The sequence below is a fragment of the Blastococcus sp. VKM Ac-2987 genome, from assembly GCF_026967805.1.
Classification (GTDB): domain Bacteria; phylum Actinomycetota; class Actinomycetes; order Mycobacteriales; family Geodermatophilaceae; genus Blastococcus.
In genome coordinates, this window is sequence record NZ_JAPVBG010000001.1 from 351,270 (window position 1) to 370,045 (window position 18,776).

16 protein-coding genes and 1 tRNA gene are annotated in these 18,776 nt (G+C 73.8%); 7 read left to right on the plus strand and 10 right to left on the minus strand.

The window, feature by feature from the left end; all coding sequences use genetic code 11:
* Positions 1-20 precede the first annotated feature (20 nt).
* The 3 genes from O2W17_RS01660 to O2W17_RS01670 form a co-directional block, all read right to left on the minus strand.
* Positions 21-92: transfer RNA gene (locus O2W17_RS01660), tRNA-Val, on the minus strand.
* A gap of 34 nt (positions 93-126) precedes the next feature.
* Positions 127-588, minus strand: coding sequence for a peroxiredoxin (locus tag O2W17_RS01665; protein ID WP_269190655.1), 462 nt, complete (start codon positions 586-588; stop codon positions 127-129).
* Positions 589-635: 47 nt separating this feature from the next.
* Entirely contained in the window at positions 636-1,055 is a 420-nt protein-coding gene (locus tag O2W17_RS01670; protein ID WP_135145054.1) for a DUF3052 domain-containing protein, read from the minus strand.
* Between the two features lie 426 nt (positions 1,056-1,481).
* On the opposite strand from O2W17_RS01670, the gene aceE reads away from it, so the two are divergent.
* Positions 1,482-4,298, plus strand: coding sequence for a pyruvate dehydrogenase (acetyl-transferring), homodimeric type (gene aceE / locus O2W17_RS01675; protein ID WP_269190656.1), 2,817 nt, complete (start codon positions 1,482-1,484; stop codon positions 4,296-4,298).
* A 93-nt stretch (positions 4,299-4,391) separates the two neighbouring features.
* Here the strand turns inward: aceE and O2W17_RS01680 are convergent, their stop codons facing one another.
* The 5 genes from O2W17_RS01680 to O2W17_RS01700 all read right to left on the minus strand — a co-directional run bounded on the left by O2W17_RS01680 (position 4,392) and on the right by O2W17_RS01700 (position 10,432).
* Complete coding sequence (locus O2W17_RS01680; protein ID WP_269190657.1) at positions 4,392-5,795, minus strand: GH1 family beta-glucosidase; 1,404 nt, start codon at positions 5,793-5,795, stop codon at positions 4,392-4,394.
* A gap of 72 nt (positions 5,796-5,867) precedes the next feature.
* Positions 5,868-6,968, minus strand: coding sequence for an ABC transporter ATP-binding protein (locus O2W17_RS01685; RefSeq protein WP_269190658.1), 1,101 nt, complete (start codon positions 6,966-6,968; stop codon positions 5,868-5,870).
* A gap of 94 nt (positions 6,969-7,062) precedes the next feature.
* Positions 7,063-7,968, minus strand: coding sequence for a carbohydrate ABC transporter permease (locus O2W17_RS01690; RefSeq protein WP_269190659.1), 906 nt, complete (start codon positions 7,966-7,968; stop codon positions 7,063-7,065).
* 9 nt (positions 7,969-7,977) lie between these two features.
* A complete protein-coding gene (locus O2W17_RS01695) occupies positions 7,978-8,964 on the minus strand; it encodes a carbohydrate ABC transporter permease (protein WP_269190660.1) in 987 nt (328 codons plus the stop codon).
* Positions 8,965-9,103: 139 nt separating this feature from the next.
* Positions 9,104-10,432 (minus strand): extracellular solute-binding protein, encoded by a 1,329-nt coding sequence (locus O2W17_RS01700; protein ID WP_269190661.1) that lies wholly within the window; start codon positions 10,430-10,432, stop codon positions 9,104-9,106.
* Between the two features lie 207 nt (positions 10,433-10,639).
* On the opposite strand from O2W17_RS01700, the gene O2W17_RS01705 reads away from it, so the two are divergent.
* A complete protein-coding gene (locus tag O2W17_RS01705; RefSeq protein WP_269190662.1) occupies positions 10,640-11,674 on the plus strand; it encodes a LacI family DNA-binding transcriptional regulator in 1,035 nt (344 codons plus the stop codon).
* 21 nt (positions 11,675-11,695) lie between these two features.
* On the opposite strand, the gene O2W17_RS01710 is transcribed toward O2W17_RS01705, so the two are convergent.
* Complete coding sequence (locus O2W17_RS01710) at positions 11,696-12,901, minus strand: M20 metallopeptidase family protein (protein WP_269190663.1); 1,206 nt, start codon at positions 12,899-12,901, stop codon at positions 11,696-11,698.
* Between the two features lie 45 nt (positions 12,902-12,946).
* Positions 12,947-13,492, minus strand: coding sequence for a pirin family protein (locus O2W17_RS01715; RefSeq protein ID WP_269190664.1), 546 nt, complete (start codon positions 13,490-13,492; stop codon positions 12,947-12,949).
* A 91-nt stretch (positions 13,493-13,583) separates the two neighbouring features.
* On the opposite strand from O2W17_RS01715, the gene O2W17_RS01720 reads away from it, so the two are divergent.
* From O2W17_RS01720 to O2W17_RS01740, 5 genes are all read left to right on the plus strand, one after another.
* Positions 13,584-14,753: a PucR family transcriptional regulator gene (locus O2W17_RS01720; RefSeq protein WP_269190665.1), complete on the plus strand. Its 1,170-nt coding sequence runs from the start codon at positions 13,584-13,586 to the stop codon at positions 14,751-14,753.
* A 160-nt stretch (positions 14,754-14,913) separates the two neighbouring features.
* Entirely contained in the window at positions 14,914-16,116 is a 1,203-nt protein-coding gene (locus tag O2W17_RS01725; protein WP_269190666.1) for an acyltransferase domain-containing protein, read from the plus strand.
* Positions 16,113-17,081, plus strand: a complete 969-nt coding sequence (locus tag O2W17_RS01730) for a beta-ketoacyl-ACP synthase III (protein WP_269190667.1) — start codon at positions 16,113-16,115, stop codon at positions 17,079-17,081. Before O2W17_RS01725 ends, O2W17_RS01730 begins: the two co-directional genes overlap by 4 nt.
* A 115-nt stretch (positions 17,082-17,196) precedes the next feature.
* On the plus strand, positions 17,197-17,439 hold the full coding sequence (locus tag O2W17_RS01735; protein ID WP_269190668.1) for an acyl carrier protein: 243 nt from the start codon (positions 17,197-17,199) through the stop codon (positions 17,437-17,439).
* Positions 17,440-17,528: 89 nt separating this feature from the next.
* On the plus strand, positions 17,529-18,773 hold the full coding sequence (locus O2W17_RS01740) for a beta-ketoacyl-[acyl-carrier-protein] synthase family protein (protein WP_269190669.1): 1,245 nt from the start codon (positions 17,529-17,531) through the stop codon (positions 18,771-18,773).
* The last annotated feature ends 3 nt before the right edge of the window (positions 18,774-18,776 follow it).

An 18,776-nucleotide genomic window follows, 5' to 3' on the forward strand; every position in this document is an offset into this window, starting at 1 on the left:
ACGTCGTGCGACTTCCGAGGTGGGCGCGGCAGGGTTCGAACCTGCGACCGCTCGCTTGTAAGGCGAGAGCTCTACCGCTGAGCTACGCGCCCGGCGCGTCCAGGGTATGGCCCTGGACGCCCGGCATCAGGAGGCCAGCTGCGCGACGGCGTCCTTCCAGCCGGACTGCTGGCGGGCGTCGCCGGGCGAGTTGACCTCGGCGAAGGCGATGGCGCCCTCGGCGTCGACCAGGAACGTGCCGCGCACGGCCATGCCGGCCTTCTCGTTGAAGACGTCGTAGGCCTGGGCGGTGGCGCCGTGCGGCCAGAAGTCAGAGAGCAGCGGGAAGTCGAAGTTCTCCTGCGCCTTGAAGGCCTTGAGGCTGAACACCGGGTCGGTGCTGATGGCCAGCACCTTCACCCCCGCCTCGGTGTAGGCGGCCAGCTCGTCGCGCAGCTGGCAGAGCTCGCCGGTGCAGATGCCGGAGAACGCGAAGGGGTAGAAGACCAGCAGCACGGGCGTGCCCCGCAGGTCCGCGAGGGAGATGACCTGCTTGTCCTGGTCGGGGAGGCTGAACTCGGGCGCGCGGTCACCGACGGAGAGGCTCATGGGCCCGATCGTGCCGCACGGCCCCGGAAGACCAGCCGCAGGGTGCCTCAGCGGCGGCTGCGCGCGGCCTTGGGGGTGACCAGGCGGATGCCCGACCAGTCCTTGGCCGCGGAGATGCTGCTGGTCTGCGAGAGGCCGGCCGTCGGCGCCACCTCGGTGACGTCACCCGGCTCCACGTGCCCGGGACGACCCGACTTCGGCACCAGCAGCCAGACGACGCCCTCGTCGGCCAGCGAGGTGAGCGCGTCGGTGAGGGCGTCGAACAGGTCGCCGTCGTCCTCACGCCACCAGAGGACGACCACGTCGGCCACCTCGTCGGTGTCCTCGTCCACCATCTCGCTGCCCGAGGCCTCGATGATGGAGTCGCGCAGGTCCTCGTCGGCGTCCTCGCTCCAGCCGAGCTCCTGCACGACCATGCCCGGCTTGATGCCCAGCCGGGCCGCCATGCCGGCGCTGTCGACGCTCATCCCTGCTGCTCCTCCATGGGTTGGCCTGCTGCTGACCTGGTGTGGGGTGGATGCTGCCCTGTCGGGCCGGTGATCGCGCGGGGAGGCGTCACGGGAGGACCGAGAAGGCGGCAGATGCCGGGCGTTCGCAGGACCGGCACGCGGCGGCGACCGACACGACCAGCGGGAGAACCACCCGCACCCTGGTCATGTCACCCCTCTCGCTGACGCCGACGCGCCCGTCGTCCGGCCGTCGCGGCCGGGCACCGGAGCGGCGCCGTCCGTACGAGGCACCGCAGGCGGAAGCGTAGGGCATGACGGGCACGACGCAAGCGCCCGTTCACCGACGCGACGGCCGCGGTCCCCGAGGCGCCCGCCGGACACGACTTCACCGGTACATGGGCCGAGGACGTGACGAGGGCGACGTCGGCGGGAGACGATGGACCCATGAGCGCATCGCAGCAGCCGGACGGCGACCCCGCCCGGGCAGGACAGGCCCGCGCGGTCATCACCGACGGGCTCCCCAGCCAGCTGGTCGACACCGACCCCGACGAGACCCAGGAGTGGCTGGAGTCCCTCGACGCCGTCGTCGACCACGCCGGCCGCGGCCGGGCCCGCTACCTGATGCTCCGCATGCTGCAGCGCAGCCGCGAGCAGCAGGTCGGTGTGCCCGCCCTGCGCAGCACCGACTACATCAACACGATCCCGCCCGAGCGCGAGCCGTGGTTCCCCGGCGACGAGCACGCGGAGCGGCGGATCCGCGCCTACATCCGGTGGAACGCCGCGATCATGGTGCACCGCGCCCAGCGTCCCGGGATCGGCGTCGGCGGGCACATCTCCTCCTACGCCTCCTCGGCCTCGCTCTACGAGGTCGGCTTCAACCACTTCTTCCGCGGCAAGGACCACCCCGGCGGCGGCGACCAGCTCTACTTCCAGGGCCACGCCTCCCCGGGCATCTACGCCCGCGCCTTCCTCGAGGGCCGGCTGACCGAGCACCAGCTCGACGGCTTCCGGCAGGAGGTCAGCCACCCCGGCGGCGGGCTGTCGTCCTACCCGCACCCGCGGCTGATGCCGGACTTCTGGGAGTTCCCCACCGTCTCCATGGGCCTGGGCCCGCTGAACGCGATCTACCAGGCGCGGTTCAACCGCTACCTGCACGCCCGCGGCGTCAAGGACACCTCCGACCAGCACGTGTGGGCGTTCCTGGGCGACGGCGAGATGGACGAGCCCGAGTCGCTCGGCGTCATCGGCCTGGCCGCGCGCGAGGAGCTGGACAACCTCACCTTCGTCGTCAACTGCAACCTGCAGCGGCTGGACGGCCCGGTCCGCGGCAACGGCAAGGTGATCCAGGAGCTGGAGTCGTTCTTCCGCGGCGCCGGCTGGAACGTCATCAAGGTGATCTGGGGCCGTGGCTGGGACAAGCTGCTGGCCGCCGACCGCGACGGCGCGCTGGTCAACCTGATGAACGAGACGCCCGACGGCGACTACCAGACCTACAAGGCCGAGGACGGCGCCTTCGTCCGCGAGCACTTCTTCGGCCGCGACCCGCGCACCCGCAAGCTGGTCGAGGGGATGAGCGACAAGGAGGTCTGGGACCTCGCCCGCGGCGGGCACGACTACCGCAAGGTCTACGCCGCCTACAAGGCCGCGTTGGAGCACAAGGGCCAGCCGACGGTCATCCTCGCCAAGACCATCAAGGGCTGGACCCTGGGCAGCCACTTCGAGGGCCGCAACTCCACGCACCAGATGAAGAAGCTGACCGCCGAGGACCTCGCCGCCTTCCGCGACCGGCTCTACCTGGACATCCCCGACGAGGCGCTGGACAAGACCCTGCCGCCCTACTACAAGCCCGACCCGGACTCCGACGAGATGCAGTACATGCACGAGCGGCGCCGGGCGCTCGGCGGCGCGGTGCCGCGCCGGCGGTCGGAGTTCAAGACCCTCAAGGCGCCCGAGGACAAGGCGCTGGACGTCCTGCGCCGCGGCTCCGGCAAGCAGGAGGTGGCGACGACGATGGCGTTCGTCCGCCTGCTGAAGGAGCTGCTCAAGGACCCGGAGCTGGGCTCCCGCTTCGTGCCGATCATCCCGGACGAGGCCCGCACCTTCGGGATGGACAGCCTCTTCCCGACGCAGAAGATCTACAACCCGGCGGGCCAGCGGTACACCTCGGTCGACCGCGAGCTGATGCTCACCTACAAGGAGTCCGAGCAGGGCGTGATCCTGCACGAGGGGATCAACGAGGCCGGGTCGGTGGCCTCGTTCACCGCCGTCGGCACCTCCTACGCCACGCACGGCGAGCCGATGATCCCGATCTACATCTTCTACTCGATGTTCGGGTTCCAGCGGACCGGCGACTCGATCTGGGCCGCCGGTGACCAGATGGCGCGCGGCTTCCTGCTGGGCGCCACCGCCGGGCGGACGACGCTCAACGGCGAGGGGCTGCAGCACGAGGACGGCCACTCGCTGCTCCTGGCGCACACCAACCCGGCGGTGGTGTCCTACGACCCGGCGTTCTCCTACGAGGTCGCGCACATCACCCGCGACGCCCTGGTGCGCATGTACGGCGAGGACCCGGGCGCCCCGCTGGGTGGCTCCCGCTCCCCCGACGTCATGTACTACCTGACCGTCTACAACGAGCCGTTCAGCCAGCCGGCCGAGCCGGAGCACCTGGACGTGCAGGGCGTGCTGGCCGGCATGTACCGCTACGCCGAGGGCCCCCGGGCCGACGACGGCGAGCCCGGGGAGGTCAAGGCGCAGCTGCTCGCCTCCGGCGTCGCGGTGCCGTGGGCGCTGCGGGCGCAGGAGCTGCTGGCCCAGGACTGGGGCATCTCGGCCGACGTCTGGTCGGTGACGTCCTGGACGGAGCTGCGCCGCCAGGCCGACGCGTGCGCCGAGTGGAACCTCCTGCACCCGGAGGAGGAACCGCGGACCCCGTACGTGACCGAGCGGCTGCAGGACACGACCGGCCCGGTCGTGGCGGTCTCGGACTGGATGCGCGCCGTGCCCGACCTGATCGCGCCGTACGTGCCCGGCGGCATGGCCACCCTCGGCACCGACGGCTTCGGCCTCTCCGACACCCGGCCGGCGCTGCGGCGGCACTTCCACGTCGACGCCGAGTCGATCGTGGTGCGGGCGCTGGCGTCGCTGGCCGACGAGGGGCAGGTGGACCGCGCCAAGGTCCGCGAGGCCGTGGAGAAGTACCAGGTGCGCGACGTGCAGGCCGCGCCCGCCGAGGACCGGTCGGACCCGAGCCCGGCCACCTGAGACACGGCCACCTGAGACACGGCGACCCGGGGACACGGCGACCCGGGACACGGCGGCCGGCGGCGCAGACCCCCCTGCGCCGCCGGCCGCCGCTCAGCCCTCCGGAGCCTGCCGGTGGCGCCGGAGGAGGTCGGCGTAGGCGCGCCCGCTGTCCTTGACGGTGCGCCGCTGGGACCCGTAGTCCACGTGCACCAGCCCGAAGCGCTGCGCGTAACCGCGGGCCCACTCGTAGTTGTCCAGCAGCGACCAGGCGAAGTAGCCGCGCACGTCGGCGCCGTCGTCCATGGCCTCGCGCACGGCGGCCAGGTGCCGGAACAGGTAGTCGGTGCGCTCGGGGTCGTGCACCTCGCCGTCCTCGGCGACCTCGTCGGGCCAGGCCGACCCGTTCTCGGTGATCACCAGCGGCAGCCCCGGGGCCTGGTCGCGCAGCCACCGCAGCAGCCGGGTGAAGGCCTCCGGGCTCACCCCCCAGCCCATGGTCGTGGTCGGCCCCTCGGGGTCGAGCTCGACGACGTCCTCCCCGCCGATGAAGGACGTCGGCTTCTCCGGTGACCGGACCCCGACCTGCACGGTGGACTCGAAGTAGTAGTTCACGCCCAGCCAGTCCAGCGGCGCGGCGATGGTCGCCAGGTCGCCGTCCTGCACCGGCAGGGGCGCGCCGGCCGCCGCGAGGTCGGCGACGACGTCCTCGGGGTAGGCGCCGGTCACGACCGGCACCAGGAACATCCGGTTCTGCTGGCCGTCCAGCCGGCGGGCGGCGTCGACGTCGGCGGGCCGGTCGGTGGCCGGTGTCATGGGCGTGAAGTTCAGCGTGATGCCGAGGCTCGCGGCGCCCCTGTCGCGCAGCACGCGGGTGGCCAGCCCGTGGCCCAGCAGCAGGTGGTGCGTCGCCCGGGACGCGGCGACGGCGTCGCGCAGACCCGGCGCGTGCTGGCCGGACATGTGGCCCAGGAGGGCGCTGCACATCGGCTCGTTGAGCGTGGACCAGTGCCGCACCCGGTCCCCCAGCGCGTCGTGCACGATCCCGGCGTAGTCGGCGAAGCGGGCGGCGGTGTCCCGGGCCGCCCAGCCACCCCGGTCCTGCAGCGCCTGCGGCAGGTCCCAGTGGTAGAGCGTCAGCCAGGGGTCCACGCCCGCCGCCAGCAGCTCGTCGACCAGCCGGCTGTAGAAGTCCAGCCCGCGGCGCTCGACCCGGCCGGCCCCCTCGGGCAGCACGCGGGACCACGCGACGGAGAACCGGTAGGCCGACAGGCCCAGCTCGGCCATGAGCGCGACGTCGTCCCGGTAGCGGGTGTAGTGCTCGGCGGCGACGTCGCCGGTGTGGCCCTGGAACGTGCGGCCCGGGGTGTGGCTGTAGGTGTCCCAGATCGACGGCCCGCGGCCGTCGGCGTCGACCGCCCCCTCGATCTGGTAGGCGGCGGTGGCGGCCCCGAAGGTGAAGCCGGGTGGGAAGACGAGGCCGGCGGCGAGCTCCGGTCGGGTGTCGGTCGAGGTCATGGGTGCGCAGCTCCTGGGCGGGACGGAGGGACCGCCGGCGGACGCCGGCGGAGGGAGAGTGAGCGGGCCGGGTCAGTCGACGCGGACCTGCGAGACGGGGTCGAAGACGTGCAGGGCGTCCTCCCGGACCCGCAGCCACACGGTCTGCCCGGGCTCCGGCGCGTGGCGGGGCTCGGTGCGGACCACGACGTCGGAGGTCTGCAGCGGGGCGCCGCTGCGCTCGTCCCCCACCGTCCCGTACAGGTAGGCGTCCGACCCCAGCTGCTCGACGACGCCGACCACGACCGGGACCCCCTCCCCCGGCGGGACGAGCTCCAGGCACTCCGGGCGGAACCCGACGGTCACCCGGCCGGTGCCGCCCGACGCCCGCGCCAGCCGGTCCCGCGGCACGGGGAGCACCGCCGTCCCCAGCCGGACGCCGCCGTCGACGACCTCGCCGGTCAGGACGTTCATGGCCGGGGAGCCGATGAAGCCGGCGACGAAGACGTTGGCCGGCCGCTCGTAGAGCGCCGCGGGGGTGTCGCACTGCATGAGCAGGCCGTCCTTGAGCACCGCGACCCGGTCGCCCATCGTCATGGCCTCGACCTGGTCGTGCGTGACGTAGACCGTGGTGGTGCCGAGCCGGCGCTGCAGGGCGGCGATCTGGGTGCGGGTCTGCACGCGCAGCTTGGCGTCCAGGTTCGACAGCGGCTCGTCCATCAGGAACACCTGCGGGCTGCGGACGATCGCGCGGCCCATCGCCACCCGCTGCCGCTGCCCCCCGGAGAGCGCCCGCGGCCGGCGGTCGAGGTAGTCCTGCAGGTCGAGGATGGCCGCCGCCTCCGCGACCCGGCGGGCGATCTCGCTCTTCGCGACGCCGGCGAGCCGGAGGGCGAAGCCCATGTTCTGCTCGACGGTCATGTGCGGGTAGAGGGCGTAGCTCTGGAACACCATGGCGATGTCCCGGTCCTTGGGCGGGGAGTCGGTGACGTCGCGGCCGCCGATCCGGATGGCGCCGCTGTCCACCTCCTCGAGGCCCGCCAGCATGCGCAGCGAGGTGGACTTGCCGCACCCGGACGGGCCGACCAGGACGAGGAACTCGCCGTCGTCGATCTGCAGGTCCAGCGCGTCGACGGCGGGCCGGTCGGTCTTCGGGTAGCTGCGCGTCGCCTGGTCGAACGTCACGGTCGCCATGGGTCGGACCTCTTTCGGGAGGAGGGGGTGGGCCGGGGAGCGCGGGACGGCGTCGCGTGCGGGCGCGGCGCGTCGTGGAGTGGGAGGCGGGCCGTCATCCCTTGACCGCGCCCTGCATGATCCCGCCGACGATCTGCTTGCCGAGGATCGTGAAGACGATCAGCACGGGCAGGGTGCCGAGCAGCGTGCCGGCCATGATCACCGCCTGCTGCGGCACGTAGCCCGAGCCGAGGCCGGCCAGCGCCACCTGCACCGTCGGGTTGGCGGTGGTCAGCGCGATGAGCGGCCAGAAGAACTCGTTCCAGGCGGTCAGGAAGGTCAGCATCGCCAGCACGGCCATCGCCGGCCGGGCGACCGGGACGACGATCGACCAGAAGATGCGGAACGTGGAGGCGCCGTCCATGCGCCCGGCCTCGAGCAGCTCGTTCGGCAGCGCGCTGATCAGGTACTGCCGCATGAAGAAGACGCCGAAGGCGCTGACCAGCGTCGGCAGGATGACCGCCTGGAGCTGGTTCACCCACTGCAGCTCGGCGATCATCATGAACAGCGGGATCACCGACAGCTGGGTCGGCACCATCATCGTGCCGATCACCAGCGCCAGCAGCACCCCCCTGCCGCGGAACTGCAGCTTGGCGAAGGCGAAGCCGGCCAGCGTGCAGAAGAGCACCGTGCCCACGGTGATCGCCCCGGAGACCAGCACCGAGTTGAGGATCGCCTTGCCGATCGGCGCCTGCTCCAGCGCCGCGGCGAAGTTGTCGAACAGGCCGGCGCTGGGCAGGAACGGCGGCGGGGTCTCGGCGAGCTCCGCGTTGGTGTGCGAGCCCGCCACCACCGTCCAGTAGAGCGGGAAGACCGACACCAGTGCGGCGAGCGTGAGCAGCGTGTACGTGACCGGTCCGGCCTTGCCGGACCTGCCGCCCCTGCCCCTGCGGGCCCGGCCGCGCGGGACGTCCACGGGGCGGACCTCGGTGGTCCCGGTGCCGGGAAGAGTGGTGGTCATGTCCGGCCCCTACCGGTCGGCCCGGGCGCGGAGGCGGCCGATGACGGCGGCCAACCCCACGACGAGCAGGATGATCATGAACATGGCCCAAGCCGTGGTGGCTGCCTGACCGATGTGGAAGTTGCTCCAGCCCTGCTGGTACATCAGCAGGCCGAGCGTCTGGTACTGCCCCGAGGAGCCACCGGAGGTCGTGCCGTTGCCGGCGAAGAGCAGCGGCTCACCGAACAGCTGCACCGCGCCGATCGTCGAGACGACGATCGTGAAGAGGATCGTCGGGCGCAGCGACGGGACCGTGACGTGCAGGAACTGCCGCCACCTGCTGGCGCCGTCGATCTCGGCGGCCTCGTAGAGCTCGCCGGGGATCGACTGCATCGCGGCCAGGTAGATCAGCGCGTTGTAGCCCGTCCACCGCCAGGTGACGATCACCGCGATGGCGAACTGGCTGCTCCAGGTGCCGCTCTCCCAGTCGATCCGCTCCAGGCCGACCGCCTCGAGGGCGGTGTTGATCAGCCCGTAGTCGCGGCCGAAGAGCTGGGCGAAGACCAAGGTGGCGGCGGCGATGCTCGTCGCGTACGGCATCAGCATCAGGGTGCGGAAGAAGGTCCGGCCGCGGAGCTTGTAGTTCAGCAGGTGCGCCAGGCCCAGGGCCATGCACAGCTGCGGCACGGTGGCGAGGATCCCGATCGTGAGGGTGTTCCGGGCGGCGTTCCAGAAGAACTCGCTCTGCAGCAGGTCGCGGTAGTTCTCCAGGCCCACCCAGGTGCCGCCGTCGATGTCGGACAGGCTGGTCCGGTGCAGGGAGACCCAGGCGGTGTAGACGAAGGGGTAGAGGCTGAACGCCCCGAACACCAGGAAGAAGGGCGCGACGTAGGCGTATCCCCAGCGGTTCTGGCTGAGCCGCCGCCGGCGGCGGGCCGGGGGGCGCTGGGCGGTCGGGGCGGGACTGACGGGCACGGCGACGAGCGCCTCGCGGGTGCTCTGGCTCGCGATGGTCATGCGGTGGCCTCGAGGTGTTCGGGAACGGGCGGACCGGGTGCCCCCGGGGGCCGGGGGCGGCGGGATGCCGGTGCAGGTGCCCGGGAACGGGATCGCTCCCGGGCACCGCGTCCGGTGGGGCGTGCGCCGAGCCGGGGGCTCAGCGGCCGATGGCCTGCTGCGACGCCTCGAGCGCGTTCTGGAACGCCTCGTCCGGGTCCGTGCCGCTGGACGCGACGTCGGTCAGCGCCGTGGTGAACGCCTCCTGGATCTGCGTGTCGTACGGCCCGATCGGCGTCCGCTTGATCGCCGCGGCCGACTCACCGAAGATCTGCCCGGTCGGGGCGCCGCTGAAGAACTCGTCGACGTGGCCGACCACCTCGGGGTCCTCGGCGGCCTGCGGGCTCGACGGGAAGTGCCCGGTGCGGGTGAAGAGCTTGACCTGCTGCTCGGGAGCGGTCAGCCACTCGACGAGGTCCTTGGCTGCCTCGACGTTCTCGCCGTCGGCCGGCACGCCGAGCCACGAGCCGCCCCAGTTGGCGGCGGACTCGCTGGAGCCGGGCAGCGGGGCGACGTCCCAGAGGCCGGCGCCGTCGTCGCCCATCTGCGAGCTGATGTAGCCGAGCATCCACGCCGGGCAGGCGATCGTGGCGAACGCGCCGTTGGGGAAGGCCGCGACCCACTCGTCACCGAACTGCGACAGGTTGGCGGTGAGGCCTTCCTCGGCCGCCTGGCTGGCGTACTCCCAGGCCGACTCGACGCCGTCGCTCTCCGCCGGGATCGGGTTGCCGTCCTCGTCGTTGTAGGCGGTCTCCCCCTGGTACACCGAGGCGGAGAAGATGCTCGCCGGGCTGTCGACGAAGGAGCTGTTCGCCGGCTTGGTCGGCGAGGCGTCGTACTGACGGGCGACGTCGAGGTACTCGTCCCACGTGGACCACAGCTCGCCGAGCTCGGCGCGGTCGGTGGGCAGGCCGGCGGCCTCGAACATGTCCTTGCGGAAGCACATGGCCTCCGGGCCGGCGTCGGTGCCCAGGCCGACGACCCGGCCGTCCTGGGTGCTCGCCTGGCCCCACTTCCAGTCGTAGAAGTTGCCCTCGAGCTCGTCGGCGTTCTCCTCGGCGGCGAAGTCGACGAAGGCGTCGGCGTGGTTGGTCACGACGTCGGCGATGAAGCCGATCTCCAGGCCCTGGATGTCGTCGAGGCCGGAGCCGGCGGCGAGGCGGGTCTGCAGCGACTTGTAGTACGGGGCGGACTGGGCGATGTTGTTCTGCTTGATCGTGACGTTCGGGTGCAGCTCCATGTACTCCTCGTAGAGCCCTGCGTTGTCGAAGTCGAAGGTGCCGAACAGGCCGAGCGTGAGGGTGACCGGGGCATCCGGGTCGTACGGCTCGTCGCTGGCGTCGGCGTCGGACCCGCCGCACGCGGCGGTCGTCAGGACGACGGCCAGCGCCGCCGCCGACACCGCCTTGCTCTTGCCGGACAGGGACATCGCGGACCTCCTGGGTCGTCGGCCGCGGCCCGGGCTGGCGGGTGGGGCGGCGCGGTGTGAGAACGCTTTCACGGGTGGTGGCGGCAACAGTGGCGCGGGTCACACGATGCTGTCAAGGGGTCTCGTGAAAACGCTTCCACGGCGCTACTGTGGGCTCGGCAGGCCGCTCCGCAGCGGCCCGCCCCGTGCAAGTCGAACCCTGGAGGGATGCCCGTGACCGCCACCGGTGCGCGGCCCACGACGCCCACGCTGGACGAGGTGGCCGTGCTGGCCGGGGTCTCCCGCGCCACCGTCTCGCGGGTCGTGAACGACTCCCCGCGGGTCAGCCCGGAGGCCCGCCGGGCGGTGGAGGAGGCGGTCGCGACGCTGCGCTACGTCCCCAACCGGGCGGCCCGCAGCCTGGTCACCCGGCGCACCGACACGATCGCCCTGGTGCTCTCGGAGTCCAACACCCAGGTCTTCTCCGACCCGTTCTTCGCCAGCATCGTCCGGGGGCTGTCCGAACGGCTCGCCGACACCGACCTCAACCTGGTGCTGCTGGCCGCCCGCGGGGAGAGCGAGCAGGAGAAGATCGGCCGCTACGTGCGACAGGGCCACGTCGACGGCGTGATCCTGATGTCGCTGCACAGCGACGACCTGCTGCCCGACATCCTCGCCGGGGCCCACGTGCCGGTGGTCCTCTCCGGGCGCCCGCTCGACGGCCGGCCGGTGGCCTACGTCGACGCCGACAACGCAGGCGGGGCCGCAGCGGCCACCCGGCACCTGCTGTCGCTGGGCCGCCGCCGCATCGCCACGATCACCGGGCCGCTGGACATGGTGGCCGGGCTGGACCGGCTCGCCGGCTACCGCGCCGCCCTCGCCGACGCGGCCCCGCCCGGGGTCCCTGAGCTCGTCGCCGAGGGGGACTTCACCGAGGCGGGCGGGCTGCGCGCGATGACCCGGCTGCTGGCCGAGGCGCCCGACCTCGACGCCGTGTTCGTCGCCTCGGACCCGATGGCCGTCGGTGCGCTGCAGGCGCTGCGGGCGGCCGGCCGGCGGGTCCCGGAGGACGTCGCCGTGGTCGGGTTCGACGACGCCGCCGTGGCCGCCACCTGCGACCCGCCGCTCACCACCGTGGCCCAGCCCCTCGGCGAGATGACGAGCCTGATGGTGGAGCTGCTGCTCGACCAGATCGAGGCGGGCGAGCGCGCGGTCGGCACCCGTGTCTGCGGCACCACGCTGGTCCGGCGCGCCTCGGCCTGAGGGCCCCGGCGCACCGGCCGTTCAGCCGGGGAGCGCCTGCAGCGCCATCTGCGCGTAGAGGGCCACCCCGGCCGGCAGTGGCTCCTCGTCGAACACGACGAGGTTGGAGTGGTTGGCCGGGGCGGTGGCGGCGTCCACACCCGGCGGGCACGCACCGAGCCAGGCCATGACGCCGGGCACCCGCTGGAGCACGTAGGAGAAGTCCTCGGCGCCCATCAGCGGGGCGGGCATGAGCACGCTGGCCTGCCGGCCGAGCAGCTCGGCGGCGGTCTCGAGCACCTGGGCGGCCATGCCGGGGTCGTTGATCGTGACCGGGTAGCCCTCGATGTGCTCCCAGTGCAGCTCCAGCTCGTGCGCGGCGGCCACGTGGGTGGCCACCCGCCGCACCGAGGCGACGACGTCGGCCCGACGCTCGGCCGACAGCGTCCGGATCGTGCCCTCCAGGTACGCGGTGTCGGGGATGACGTTGTTCGTGGAGCCCGCCTCGATGTGCGCCACCGTCACCACCGCCGGGTCGAACACGTCGACCCGGCGGGTCACCATCGCCTGCAGGGCCAGCACGATCTCGGCCGCCACCGGGATCGGGTCGGCGGCCGCGTGCGGCTCGGAGGCGTGCCCGCCCCGGCCGCGCAGCGTCATCCGCCACTGGTCGGCGGCGGCCATCATCGGCCCGGGTCGGACGTTGACGCTGCCACTGGCCAGCGTCGAGGAGACGTGCAGGGCGAACGCCCCGCTCACCGGCGCCTCCGGGACGACGTCGAGCAGCCCCTCGTCGAGCATGTACCGGGCGCCGTGGAAGCCCTCCTCGCCGGGCTGCACCATGAAGACGACCTGACCGGCGAGCTCTTCCCGGCGGGCCGCCAGCAGCCGGGCGGCGCCGACCAGCATCGCCACGTGCGTGTCGTGCCCGCAGGCGTGCATCGCGCCGGGCACCTGCGAGGCGAAGGGCAGGCCGCTGTCCTCGTGCACGGGCAGCGCGTCCATGTCGGCGCGCAGCAGGTACGTCGGCCCCGGGCGGGCGCCACGCAGCACCGCGACGACCGAGCTGGTCGTCGTCCCGGTGGTGACCTCCAGCGGGAGCTCCGCGAACGCCTCCAGCACCGCGGCCTGGGTGCGGGGCAGGTGCAGGCCGATCTCCGGGTGGCGGTGCAGCTGCCGGCGCAGCTCGATGGTGCGGTCGGCGTCGGAGTACGCGGCGGCGAGCAGGTCGGAGGGGCGGGTCGGCATGCCCCCACTCTCGCCCACCCGGCGGGCAACGCGCCCGTCGCGGGGTCACCCCGCCCAGCTGGGCCGGCCGGCGTCCACCTGCCACACCACGACCGTCGCCGCCTCGTCGGTGCGCACCGGGCCGGCCCCGTGCCGGCGCAGACCCGCGGCGCCGGCCACCAGGACGACGCCCGCCGGCGGGCTCAGCTCCTCCCCCGGCGCCGCGCGCCCCAGCCACAGCCGGGCGTCGGCACGGCCGAGCTCCAGCCAGCCGCGGGCCGCCCGGTGCACCTCGTGGGCCGCGGGGGCTCCCGGCGTGGCGCTGCGCAGGTAGCACTGCAGCACCCGGGCACCCCCCTCCCCGGCCACCTCGTCGTGGGCCAGGCCGGTGCCGGCGCGCAGCACCGCGACGTCACCGGCGTCCAGGGCGACCCCGGCTCCCCAGCGGTGGGTCAGCGACCCGGCCAGGACCACGGCGACGACGTCGACCGCCCGGTGCTCGTGCCGGCCGTAGCCCTCGCCCGGGGCCAACCGGTCGTCGGCGACCCGCAGCAGCGGCCCCAGGGAACCGTCGCCGGGAGCGAGCACCACCCGGGAGTCCGGACCGGTCACCGGCGCGGGAGGGTTGCGGGCAGGGCGCCGGCCGGGGGAACGTCCACGGCTCCACTCTCCCCGACCCCGGTCGACGTGACACGCTGACCGGGTGACCATCCGCCCGCCGAGCGACGCGACGTTGCGGCGGCTGGAGCGAGCATCCGGGTCGTTGGCCACCCAGGCCGTCGCCCGGATGGACGACGACCTGCCCTGGTTCCGCGCCATGCCGGCCGACCAGCGCTCGTGGGTCACCCTCGTCGCCCAGGCCGGCATCGCCTCGCTGGTCGAGTGGTGCCGCAGCCCCGGCCGCCCCCCGCGGCTCACCGGCGAGGTGTTCGGCGCCGCGCCGCGGGAGCTGGTGCGGGCCGTGGCGCTCAAGCAGACCGTCGACCTGATCAAGGTGACCGTCGAGGTGATGGAGGAGCGGGTCACCTCCGTGGCCGAGCCCGGGGACGAGGACACCCTGCGGCTGGCCGTGCTGCAGTTCAGCCGGGAGGTCGCCTTCGCCACCGCCCACGTCTACGCGACCTTCGCGGAGAACCGCGGCGCCTGGGACGCGCGCCTGGAGGCCCTCGTCGTCGACGCGCTGGTGCGCGGCGACCGGTCCGAGGAGCTGTCCGGCCGCGCCGCGGCGCTGGGCTGGGCCGCCGGCACCCCGGCCCTCGTGGTGGTCGGCGCCGCCCCCACGGACGTGGCCGACCCGCACGGCGCCGTCCGGCGGACCGCCCGCGGCCTGCGCTGCGACGTGCTGGTGGGCGTGCACGCCGAGCAGCTGGTGGTCGTGCTGGGCAGCATCGAGGGCCTCGAGGCGGCCGCGGAGCGGATCAGCGACGAGTTCGGCGACGGGCCGGTGGTGACCGGTCCGGTGGTCGACGGCCTCGGGCGGGCGGCCGTCTCCGCCGCAGCGGCGCTCGCCGGGCTGCGGGCGGCCCGCGCCTGGCCGGAGGCGCCGCGCCCGGTGCCGGCCGACGCGCTGCTGGCCGAGCGGGCGCTCGACGGCGACCCGCTGGCCCGGGCCGCCCTGCAGGAGCAGGTGGCCGCCCCGCTGCGCTCGGCAGGCGGCGGCGTGCTCGAGACGGTGCGCGCGGTGCTCAGCAGCGGCGGCAACCTGGAGGCCAGCGCCCGGGCGATCTTCGTGCACCCGAACACCGTCCGGTACCGGCTCAAGCGGGCCGCGGAGCTGACCGGCCTGTCCGCCACCGACCCCCGCGGCAGCTGGACCCTGCAGGTCGCCCTCGCCCTCGCCGCGCTGGACCGCGACCGGTCGCTCTGGCACTGAGCCCGCTCGCAGCGGCCACGAGGCGTGCGGTTCCCACCACGATCGGGCCCCGTATCGCCTGTGGATCATGCATGTGTTGGAGGATTCCTCCAAAGATCACCGGAGTGCTTTCGTTGGCCTGCGCCGCGCGGAGTCCGAAGATCACTGGCACGGTGGTGGTGTGCTCGCCGTCCTCGCCCCGGGTCAGGGTGCGCAGAAACCCGGGATGCTGACCGACTGGCTCGACCTACCCGGCGCGGAGCCGTTCTTCCGCTGGGCCGGGGCGATCGCCGGTGCGGACCTGCTCACGCTCGGCACGACCGGAGACGCGGAGGCCATCAAGGACACCGCCGTCACCCAGCCGCTCGTGGTCGCGATGAGCCTCTTCGTCGCCCGCGAGCTGGGTGGGCTGCCGGGCCCGGTGTCCCACACGCCGCACACCGGCCGGGACGTCGTCATCACCGGTCACAGCGTCGGCGAGCTCACCGCCGCCGCACTCGCCGGCGTGCTGTCGGTCGAGGCGGCGATCGCGCTGACCGCCGTCCGCGGCCGCGCCATGGCCGCCGCCTGCGCCCGGACTCCCACCGGGATGTCCGCCGTCCTCGGCGGCGACCCCGACGAGGTGCTCGCCGCCCTCGAACGCCGCGGGCTCACCCCCGCCAACATGAACGGCGCCGGCCAGATCGTCGCCGCCGGGCCGCTCGACGGCCTGGCCGCGCTCAAGGAGGAGCCCCCCGCGAAGGCACGGGTGATGGCGCTGCCGGTCGCCGGCGCCTTCCACACCGCGTACATGGGGTCGGCGCGCGAGGAGCTCGAGGGCCTGATCGGCGGGCTGCGGCCGGCCGACCCCAGCCGGCTGCTGCTGTCGAACGCCGACGGCGCCGCCGTCGACTCCGGCGCCGAGGCGCTGTCCCGGCTGGTCAGCCAGGTCACCAGCCCGGTTCGCTTCGACTCCTGCCTGGCGACCATGCGCCAGCTCGGCGTCACCGCCGTCATCGAGCTACCGCCGGCCGGCGCGCTGGCCGGGCTGGCCAAGCGCGAGTGGAAGGACGCGGGCATCGAGGTGCTGGCCGTGAGCGGCCCGGGCGACCTCGACCGGGCCCGGGAGCTCATCGCCGCCGAGCGCGGTCGCGCGGAGGCCGAGCACCTGCCCGACTGGCGCATGGTCGTGGCCCCCGCCCGCGGCACGGTCAGCCCCGCAGAGGTCGCCGAGGGCAGCCACCTGCCGGCGGGGACGCCACTGGGCTGCATCCGCGGCCGGCGCGAGGAGGTCAACGTCTCCGCCGCCTACGACGGCGTGCTGGCCGAGTGGCTCGTGCACGAGGGCGACCTCGTCGACGCCGGCGACCCGATCGCCCGGCTCTACCCGGAGGTGACCTCGTGACCCGCCTGCACCTGCCGGCCGGCGCCCCCGCCGCCCGCATCCTCGGCTTCGGGAGCTACCGCCCTCGCCGCCGGGTGACCAACGACGAGCTGGCCGAGCGGATGGACACCAGCGACGAGTGGGTCCAGAGCCGGGTCGGCATCGCCGAACGCCGCTGGGCCGAGCCCGACGAGACGCTCGTCGAGATGTCGGTCGCCGCCGGCGGCAAGGCGCTCGCGGCCAGCGGCCTCGACGCCGCCGACATCGACCTGGTGCTGCTCGCGACCACCAGCCCACCGGAGGCCATCCCCGGGCTCGCGCCCCGGATCGCGCACCAGATCGGGGTGCCCCGGCCCGGCGCCTTCGACATCAACGCCGGCTGCGCCGGCTGGTGCTACGCCCTCAGTGCCGCGGCCGACGCGATCCGCTCCGGTTCGGCGCGCAACGCCCTGGTCATCGGCGGCGAACGGCTCACCGACTACACCGACCTCGACGACCGGTCGACAGCGATCATCTTCGCCGACGGCGCAGGGGCCGCGGTCGTCGGTCCGTCCGACGAGCCGAACGTGGGGCCGGTGGTCTGGGGCAGCGACGGCGACCTGCACGAGGCGATCGCCGTCCCCCCGGGTGAGACCGGCATGAGCATGGCCGGCCAGGCGGTGTACCGCTGGGCGACCTCGGAGCTCACCGACACCCTCGTGGAGGCGATGCGCCGCGCCGGCGTCGGGCCCGAGGACATCGACGTCTTCGCGCCGCACCAGGCGAACCTGCGGATCATCGAGCTCATGGCCAAGCGGCTCAAGCTGCCCGAGCGGACGGTGATCGCCCGCGACATCGTGCGCTCGGGCAACACGTCCTCGGCGTCGGTCCCCCTTGCCCTGTCGGCCCTGCTGGAGAGCGGCGAGGCCAAGAGCGGCGACGTCGCGCTGCTGCTGGGCTACGGGGCGGGGCTGACGTTCGCCGGCCAGGTCGTCGTCCTGCCGTGAGCGCCGCCACCCCCCTGGGCGACCTGTCCACGAACGGCCCCACCCCAGATCCCCGGGACACCGTGTCCCGGACGTCGGCGGGCACCGCCCGCTCCATCCGAGAGAGAGGACCCGCGTGAGCACCCAGGAGATCCAGTCCGGTCTGGCCGAGATCCTGGAGGAGGTCGCCGGGGTGGCCCCTGCGGACGCCACCCCGGAGAAGTCCTTCACCGACGACCTCGACGTCGACTCGCTGTCGATGGTCGAGATCGCCACCGCCGTCGAGGACAAGTTCGGCGTCGCGATCCCCGACGACCAGCTGGCCAACATCAAGACGGTCGGCGACGCGATCAGCTTCATCGAGAAGAACCAGGGCTGAGCCTTCGGGTCCCGCCGGCCGACGGCCGGCGGGACCCGTCCCCGCCCCGACCCGGCCCGACCCCGGCCGATGCCCGCGAAGGAGATCCCATGAGCAGCCCGTCCACCACCGACGTCGTCGTCACCGGCCTCGGTGCCACCACGCCGCTCGGCGGCGACGTGGCCACCACCTGGGAGGCGCTCCTTGCCGGCCGCTCGGGCGTCAGCCGGATCACCGACGACTGGGTGAAGGAGTTCCCGGCCCAGCTGGTCGCCCGCCTGGCGACCGATCCCGCCGAGCAGATCGACCGGGTGCGCGCCCGGCGCCTGGACCGCAGCCAGCAGGTGGCGGTCATCGCCGCCGAGCAGGCCTGGGCGGAGTCCGGGGCCGCCGACTCCGGCGTCGACCCCGTGCGGATCGCAGTCGTGTTCGGCACCGGCATCGGCGGCGCACTGACGCTGCTCGGCCAGGACGACGTCCTCGAGGCGAAGGGCCCCAAGCGGGTCTCGCCGTTCACCATCCCGATGCTCATGCCGAACGGACCGGCTGCCGCGGTGGGCCTGGCCGTCGGCGCCCGTGGCGGCGTGCACGCGCCGGTGAGCGCGTGCGCATCCGGGGCCGAGGCCATCCGCTGGGGGCTGGACCTGCTGCGCCTCGACCGCGCCGACATCGTCCTGGTCGGCGGTGCGGAGGCCTGCGTCCACCCGCTGCCCATGGCCGGGTTCGCCGCCATGCGCGCCATGTCGACCCGCAACGACGAGCCCGAGCGCGCGTCGCGCCCGTTCGACAAGGCCCGCGACGGTTTCGTCCTCGGCGAGGGCGCGGCCGCGCTGGTCCTCGAGCGCGCCGACTCCGCCGCCGCCCGCGGGGCCCGCGTGCACGCGAAGGTGGCCGGGGCCGCCGGCACCGCCGACGGCTACGACCTCGTCGCCCCCCACCCGGAGGGCGAGGGCGCCGGACGCGCGATCACCGCGGCGCTGCGCGACGCCGGCCTCTCCCCCGCGGACATCGGGCACGTGAACGCCCACGCCACCTCGACCCCGGTCGGCGACACCGCCGAGGCCGCCGCCATCCGCTCGTCGCTGGGCGAGCAGGTGCTCGTCAGCGCCACCAAGAGCCAGACCGGGCACCTGCTCGGCGCCGCCGGGGCGCTGGAGTCGGTGTTCACCATCCTCGCGCTGCGCGAGCAGGTCGTCCCCGCGACGGCCAACCTCGACGACCCCGACGACGACGCCGCCGTCCAGGCCCTCGACATCGTCCGGCACGAGCCGCGCCGGACCACGCTCACCGCAGCGGTCAACGACTCCTTCGGCTTCGGCGGGCACAACATCGCACTGGTCTTCACGACCGCCTGAGCG

Excerpts from the sequence above, each read along its gene's own strand:
- O2W17_RS01665 (WP_269190655.1), bottom strand. The coding sequence starts at position 588 with ATGAGCCTCTCCGTCGGTGACCGCGCGCCCGAGTTCAGCCTCCCCGAC.
- O2W17_RS01670 (WP_135145054.1), bottom strand. The coding sequence starts at position 1,055 with ATGAGCGTCGACAGCGCCGGCATGGCGGCCCGGCTGGGCATCAAGCCG.
- aceE (WP_269190656.1), top strand. The coding sequence starts at position 1,482 with ATGAGCGCATCGCAGCAGCCGGACGGCGACCCCGCCCGGGCAGGACAG.
- O2W17_RS01680 (WP_269190657.1), bottom strand. The coding sequence starts at position 5,795 with ATGACCTCGACCGACACCCGACCGGAGCTCGCCGCCGGCCTCGTCTTC.
- O2W17_RS01685 (WP_269190658.1), bottom strand. The coding sequence starts at position 6,968 with ATGGCGACCGTGACGTTCGACCAGGCGACGCGCAGCTACCCGAAGACC.
- O2W17_RS01690 (WP_269190659.1), bottom strand. The coding sequence starts at position 7,968 with ATGACCACCACTCTTCCCGGCACCGGGACCACCGAGGTCCGCCCCGTG.
- O2W17_RS01695 (WP_269190660.1), bottom strand. The coding sequence starts at position 8,964 with ATGACCATCGCGAGCCAGAGCACCCGCGAGGCGCTCGTCGCCGTGCCC.
- O2W17_RS01700 (WP_269190661.1), bottom strand. The coding sequence starts at position 10,432 with ATGTCCCTGTCCGGCAAGAGCAAGGCGGTGTCGGCGGCGGCGCTGGCC.
- O2W17_RS01705 (WP_269190662.1), top strand. The coding sequence starts at position 10,640 with ATGCCCGTGACCGCCACCGGTGCGCGGCCCACGACGCCCACGCTGGAC.
- O2W17_RS01710 (WP_269190663.1), bottom strand. The coding sequence starts at position 12,901 with ATGCCGACCCGCCCCTCCGACCTGCTCGCCGCCGCGTACTCCGACGCC.
- O2W17_RS01740 (WP_269190669.1), top strand. The coding sequence starts at position 17,529 with ATGAGCAGCCCGTCCACCACCGACGTCGTCGTCACCGGCCTCGGTGCC.